Source organism: Mycobacterium sp., assembly GCF_040509115.1.
Classification (GTDB): domain Bacteria; phylum Actinomycetota; class Actinomycetes; order Mycobacteriales; family Mycobacteriaceae; genus Mycobacterium.
Window position 1 is genome coordinate 20,186 of record NZ_JBEVLO010000337.1, and the last position, 6,907, is coordinate 27,092.

General features: G+C 66.2%; 4 protein-coding genes. All 4 read right to left on the minus strand.

Annotation, left to right across the window (positions count from 1 at the left end):
* Positions 1-23 precede the first annotated feature (23 nt).
* Positions 24-2,309 (minus strand): MMPL family transporter, encoded by a 2,286-nt coding sequence (locus ABW137_RS23580; protein ID WP_526403879.1) that lies wholly within the window; start codon positions 2,307-2,309, stop codon positions 24-26.
* Entirely contained in the window at positions 2,309-3,943 is a 1,635-nt protein-coding gene (locus tag ABW137_RS23585; RefSeq protein WP_526403876.1) for a long-chain-fatty-acid--CoA ligase, read from the minus strand. The genes ABW137_RS23580 and ABW137_RS23585 overlap by 1 nt, the downstream gene beginning before the upstream one ends.
* On the minus strand, positions 3,940-4,671 hold the full coding sequence (locus tag ABW137_RS23590) for a thioesterase II family protein (RefSeq protein ID WP_526403877.1): 732 nt from the start codon (positions 4,669-4,671) through the stop codon (positions 3,940-3,942). The genes ABW137_RS23585 and ABW137_RS23590 overlap by 4 nt, the downstream gene beginning before the upstream one ends.
* Positions 4,668-6,907, minus strand: a 2,240-nt coding sequence (locus tag ABW137_RS23595) for an acyltransferase domain-containing protein (protein ID WP_526403878.1), incomplete at its 5' end; no start/stop codon positions are given. The genes ABW137_RS23590 and ABW137_RS23595, both read right to left, overlap by 4 nt.

Below are 6,907 nucleotides of genomic sequence, written 5' to 3' on the forward strand. Positions count from 1 at the left end.
GTCGTCAATTCGGGTGCAGGCCGTCATGATTCGCCGCCCACTTCGACTCGTCCACGTGGTCGGGCGGCGTCTCCGCCTTCGTTGACACCGATGCGCTCGTGCAGCCGGACGAGTGGTTGCGGCGCCCACCAGTTCGCCCGGCCCAGCAGTTTCATGAGGGCGGGCAGCAGGAGCGTACGGACCACCGCTGCGTCGACGAGGACGGCGATCGCCAGACCCAGCCCGACCATCTTCATGAACGAGACCTCCGCGGTCATCAGCGCCGCGAACGACACCGCCATCAGCACCGCAGCGGCTGTCACCACCCGTCCGGTCCTCGCCAAGCCCCGCGCGACACTGTCGATGTTCGCGCTCTGCGTGCGGTCGGAGGCGAGCCAGTACTCCCGGATCCTGGACAACACGAAGACCTCGTAGTCCATCGACAGGCCGAACGCGATGCAGAACATCAGCACAGGCAGATTCGCCACCAGGGTGCCGGTGACCGTGGTTCCCAGACCGCCGAGATTGCCTTGCTGAAAGACCCACACCAACGCGCCGAAGGTGGCGGTCAACGACAGTACGTTGAGGACGATCGCCTTGATGGGCAGGACGAGGCTGCCGGTGACGAGGAAGAGGAGCACGAGTGTCACCACACCGATCACGGCGAGCACCAGTGGCAGTCGCGACATGATGGATTCGACGCTGTCCCTTGTGTTTTGCTCGACGCCGGCGAAGAGCACCGATCGACCCCCCGGCCCTGGAACCGCCTCAAGGGCGGTGAGCTGTTCGTCGGAGGCGGCCGACGACGGCGCCACCGTGCTCTGCACCGTCAGGAACGCCGACCGCTGCGTGATCCCGGTCGGTGCCACCGGTTCACCTGCCGGCCGCCCCTCGACGAACGCGCCGGTCGGCGCGGAGACCACGGCCACACCGGGCGCCTGGGACAACGCGCTCGCGTACTCCGTCATGTTCTCGCTCGTCACGCCCGAGACGTCGGGAACGACGACGGTGACGGTGCTGGTGGGATTCACGCCGAAGTCGTTGCGCAGCAGGTCACCGACCTCACGTGAACTGGCCGATTCAGGCAGCACCCGGTCATCTGGGAAGCCCCATTTCACCCCCAGGAACGGTGCGCCGAGAAGGACGAGGACCGCCGTCAGCGTCACGCTCACCACGACGGCGTGCCGGGTCACGTAGTGAGTGACTCGATACCAGAACGACTTCTCGAGAGGGGTTTTCGGCCGCACCACCGGTCTGTGCAAGATCCGTCGGTACAGCTTCGCCAGGTTGAAGTCGTCGAGACGGGGACCGAGAATCGTCATGGCCGCCGGGGTGATGACGATGGCGGCCACGGCTGCCAGCGTCACCACCGCGACACCGGCATAGGCGAACGACCGCAGGAAGAAACTGGGGAACAGCACCATGGTGCTCATGGAGAGCGCCACGGTCAGTGCCGAGAACACCACGGTGCGTCCGGCGGTGGTCATCGCTGTCATGAGGGCCGGTTGCGGCTCCACCCCCTCGGCGATCTCGTCACGATACCGGCTGACGATCAGCAGCGTGTAGTCCACGGCCAGCGCCAATCCCAATGCGGCGGTGAGGTTCAACGCGAAGATGGAGACGTCTGCGAACACCGTGACCGCGCGCAACACTGCCAGCGAACCGAGGATGGCCACCACACCGATGAGCAAGGGAAGCACGGCGGCGAGCACACCACCGAAGACCCACACGAGTGCGACGAAGCTCAGTGGGATGGCGATGAGTTCCATGGTGATGAGATCGCGTTCGCTCTGCTCGTCGACCTCGGCATACGTCAATGCCCCGCCGACCCGAACCTCGACTCCGTCCCCGTCGGGCGGGAACTGGTCGACCAGTGCGCGGGCGTGGTCGGCGTATTCGGCATCGCTTCCGCGCAAGCCCGCCATGATGATTCCAGTACGGCCGTCGTCGCTGGTAAGTGTCGGCACCGCCGCCTTGGGGGCGGTCCACCTGGAGGTGACGTCGGTGACGTCGGGCGAGTTCTCCAGCACGGACTGGACGGCAGCGGCCACTTGCGCCGCTCGCGGATCCCCGACACCACCGTCGGCGGTCACGGTGACCAGTAGTTGAACCGGGCTCCTGTCGAACTCGTCGACGAGGATCTCAGCCGCCTGTCGTGACGGCGAGGCCGGGTCAGTGAACCCGCCGGCGGACAGCATTCCGGTTACCGGGAGTCCGTACAGCGCGCCGGCGACGACGAAGAACGCCGCGGCGACGATGATCCGCTTCGGCGCGTCGACGACGACACGCGTGATGCGGGCGAGGATGCCTTCGCGGCTCGAATTTCGCATCACACCGACAGCAGATCGCGAGCGCTGCTGCGGCGTAGCTTGCCCGACGGCGTCTTGGGCAGCGTACCGGCGGCAAACAGGCGGATGGTGCTGGGACGGTGTCCGACACGGCTGCTCACCGACAACGCGATGTCCCGACTGACCCGTGAGCGTGTTTCGTCGTCCTCTGGATCGTGTACCTCCGCGAGGACGGCGAATCCTTCGCGATCGGCATCGACGCGCACGGCCACGACGCAGCCCCTGCGGACACCGTCGACGCTCTCGGCGGCGCGTTCGATGTCGTGCGGATAGAGGTTCTTGCCTGCTAGGACGATGAGGTCCTTCGAGCGTCCGCAAACGTAGATGCCGCCTCGTTCGTCGCAATAGCCGAGATCACCGGTGTCGAACCAACCGTCGTGGTTGGCCAGCGGTCGAATCCCGTCGACGGTGAGATAGTTCTCGGCGATCGCGGGTCCGCGCAACTCTATGGCGCCGATCTGTCTGACTCCCACCTCTCGGGCATCCCTGGTGATGCGCACCTCGGTACCGTTCACCGGGAGACCCACGCACACCACGTGCTGCTGCGTTTCGGGCGAGTCCTGTGAAAGTGGTTGTGCCCATCGGTCTTCCGTGACTGCTCGGCGTGACACCCGGTCTATCGCCGGAGCCTGGTCGAGTGCACCGACCGACACCGCGAGAGTGGCCTCGGCAAGTCCGTAAAGCGGAGTCGGCGCACTGGCACGGAGGCCGAACCGGGAGGCAACCGCGGTGAACGCCTCGACGTCGCGGTGGTCGATTGGCTCGGCACCGTTGCCCGCCACCCGCAGCGACGAGAGGTCCAGGTCGTGTTCATCGCTGCGGTCCAGCACTCGCGCAAGGACGGAATATGCGAAGTTCGGGCCCGAAGTCAGAGTTGCCCGGTGCTTGCTGATGAGCTCGGCCCAGACGATCGGCCGCCGCAGGAACTGCTCCGGTGTGACAACTACGGCTTCCATCGCTGCGTGCATGGGCACGTAGAGGAATCCGATCATCCCCATGTCATGGGACAGCGGTAGCCAGCTCACGGTCACGTCCTCATCGGCGTCGATGGCGAGACCCTCTCGGATGCCCCGCACGTTCGCAGCCAGGTTCGCGTGGGTGATCTCGACGGCCTTGGGTGTCCCCGTCGATCCCGACGTCAGTTGTCGCATGGCGACATCGGCCTCCCCGGGTTCCTCCAGTGTGGTCACCGAACTCCTCCGCAGTTCATCAACACTGCATACGGCCACGTTCCGCTCCACCAGATGCGCACGCGCGGAGAGAAAGGCGTCACCGAGAACGACTAGTTCGGCGCCGATCATCCGGATGGCCCGCACCGTGTCGTCCAGCCAGACAGCAAGGTCGGTGCGCCGGGTGGGTTGCTGCAGCATGGTCACAGCGGCGCCGCGAAGCCACACGGCTTGGGACAACGCCGCGACGTCCGCAGCATCGGCGGCGAGCACGGTCACCGATTGGCCTGCCCCAACCCCCATGCCGGCCAGTCCGCCGGCCATGCGAACGGCCTGATGGTGAATGGTCTTCCAGGAGTGCCGGACCGGATCGTCGATGGTGCCGACGGTCAAGCCGTGCGGTGATGACGCGGCGGCTGCGATGATCTCTCGAGTGAAGCTGCTCATGAGGTGACTTTCCTATCCCGTGTCTCGTCGAGGACACGTGCGATCTCGGCCACCAGTTCCCGTGTCGGTGACCTGAAGAGGAAGTGGTCGCCAGTGATCTGGCGAACCGGTTGGGACAACGCCGAATAGCCAACCCATTCGGCCAGCGATTCGCGGGGCACCATGGCGTCTTCGCCGCCGCCGATGACGTACAGCGGGCACGGAAGCGGTGGTTCCCAGGAAGGCCAGTCGGTCTGACAGATCGATAGGTCGTCGCGGATCGTCGGCATGAGCAGCGCAAGCCACTCCGGATGTGACAGCACCTCTTTCGGCATACCACCGTAACGGGCGAGCTCCACTGCCAGCTCGTGATCGCCGAGTGCGAGCACGTCGATCAGTGGTGGGGGTTGGTGCGGCGGCCGGCAGGACGCGACGACGACTGCTTCCGGTGCGCGGAGTGCTCGTGCAATGCGTTGTTGCGCAAGGAAGTACGCCAGCAGAGCGCCCATGCTGTGGCCGAGCAGAACATGCGGGCGGCTCAGCACGTCGTCGAGCTCGTCGAACATCGCGCGCACACAGGCCATGCCGTCGCGGTGTCGTGTCTCGGTGCGGCGCGATTCCCGCCCCGGCAGCGTCACCGCAGTGACGTGCGCATCCACACCGGCCGTGGCCAACGCGCGACGGAGCGGATGAAACGATGCGGCTCCCCCGCCTGCATGGTGGAAGCACACCAGTTCGACGGAGCTCATCGAGAGGTTTCCTCCTCGCGCAATCGCAGCAGCACGAAGTCGACGAGTTGCCCAATCGTGTAGATGTGCGGCAGGACGTCGGCCACGGATACGCTCTGCAGGGCGGGGTATTCGCTGCGCAGCCGATCCAGAAGGCGTAGTTGCAGCAGGGAATCGTATCCGAGGTCTTCGGCGAGCCGACTGGACCGGTTCATTGCCGCGACGGGGTATCCGCCAACGTCGGCGATCACCGCCAAGACGGCCTGCTGGGATTCTCCATGCGTCATCGTCGATACCGTGTCGTCCCCGGCTGGTGTGCCGAAATCGCTACTTTGTGAGATCGATTCGGACCAGAAGCGATGGTTGCGGTCGAACTGGTAACTAGGGACGTGCTGCATGTGGGCAGCGACCCCATGCCACGTCGTTGGATCCGGTGAGTAACCATCGCGCATCAATATCGCTGCGACGTCGTTGAATTCCCCTCCTGTGGAGCCCGGCCCGGTGCAGAGCGGCAACGTTGCAACGGTGGGCGACACGCCACACTTCCTGGCCAGTGTCAGCAGTGACGCCTTGGGGCCTGCTTCGGCCAGATAATCGACGGTCGCGCCACGCAGTGCGGCACGCACGGCGTCCGCGAAGCGGACTGGCGCGCAGATCTGTTCAGCCCAGTAGTCGGCGGTCATCTCCTCGCCGCGGATCTGACTGCCGAGCATCGTGGAGAACAGCGGGAACCGAGCGGCACGAGGCTTCAATCCCGCGATCTCGCTGCGGAAATCCGCGACGGCCGGTTTCATCAGCGGCGAGTGAAACGCGTGCGACACCGGCAGGTCGATGGCGTTGTACCCGTGCGCTAGCACGGATGACTTCAGCCGTGCGACCGCATCGGCCGGGCCGGATAGCGTGAGCGAGCGTGGTGCGTTGAACGCTGCGATGACGCAGTCCGGCTCGCCGGCGACGAGCCGGTGAGCGGCTTCCTCGTCGAGGTCGACGGCGATCATCGCCCCTCCTGTTGCCAGCGACCCCATCATCCGTCCTCTGGCTACGACGAGCGCGGCTGCGTCCTCGAGGGACAAGACGCCCGCCGTGCACGCGGCGGCGATCTCGCCGACACTGTGGCCGATCCCGTAGGCGGCCCGCACTCCGCCGCGGCACAGCGTCCTGCCCAGCGCGTAGGACACTGCGAACAGCGCAGGCTGAGCCAGGCTGGTGTGGTTGACCGCCGCATCGCCGCCTAGCACCGCGGTGAGTAGATCCGCTTCCAGATGGGGTTGCACCGTGGCCACTGTGGCTTCCAGCTCGTCCCGGTACGCCGGATTGCTGTCGTAGAGCCGCTTGGTCATCGCCTGGTACTGCGTGCCCTGCCCAGAGAACAACAGGCCGATGCCTGCCGGCTTCTGGCTACGGGGGGCCGACGACGCGAGGTCGTCACGGCCACCCGCAGCGAACTGGCGCAGCTGATCGGCCAGTGCGGTGCGGTCACCGGACACCGCGAGTCGGTGGCGCCGCCCCCGTTTTACCGCGCTGGTCGCGTCGCACCAGGCCGCCACCTCAGCAGGGGCTACCAGGTCCAGTGCGGCGGCCAGGGGCGCGGCGTTGAGCCGAAGTGCCTCGGTCGAGGGCGCCGTGACGGTCAGCACACCGTGTCGGCCGTCCGTGGGCACCGATGGCACCGGAGCGGATTCGAGCACTGCGTGTGCGTTGCTTCCGCCAAGGCCGAACGAGCTCACCGCACCGAGGGCCGGCCCGGGCAGGTCGTGCGGGACGTCGGCAAGGCGAAGCCCGCGTTCGTCGAGTCGAAGGGCAGCGTTGGCCTCGTCCCCGAAGACCGTCGGCGGGACGATCCGATGATGTAGGGCCAAACACACCTTGATGAACGCCGCGATGCCGGCGGACCCCTCGGTGTGTCCGATGTTGCCTTTGACCGAACCCAACAGGCACGGCTCGCGGCGTCCGTGTCCGTGAACGTCACCGAGCGCGTTGGCCTCGATCATGTCGCCGAGTACGGTGCCGGTGCCGTGGGCTTCGATGAAGTCGATCTGCCCTGCATCAACCTCCGCCAGCGCGAGGGCACGCTGCATCAACGCCGCCTGCGATCGTCGGCTCGGGGCCGTGATGCCGTTACTGCGGCCGTCGTGGTTGGTGACCGAACTCTTCACCACGGCATAGATCGGCTGGCCTGCTTTGACTGCGTCGTCGAGGCGGCGCAGCACTACGGTGCCGACGCCCTCTCCCCTTCCGATTCCGTCGGCATCGGCTC

Coding starts and splice junctions, on each gene's coding strand:
- ABW137_RS23580 (WP_526403879.1), bottom strand. CDS start 2,309: ATGCGAAATTCGAGCCGCGAAGGCATCCTCGCCCGCATCACGCGTGTC.
- ABW137_RS23585 (WP_526403876.1), bottom strand. CDS start 3,943: ATGAGCAGCTTCACTCGAGAGATCATCGCAGCCGCCGCGTCATCACCG.
- ABW137_RS23590 (WP_526403877.1), bottom strand. CDS start 4,671: ATGAGCTCCGTCGAACTGGTGTGCTTCCACCATGCAGGCGGGGGAGCC.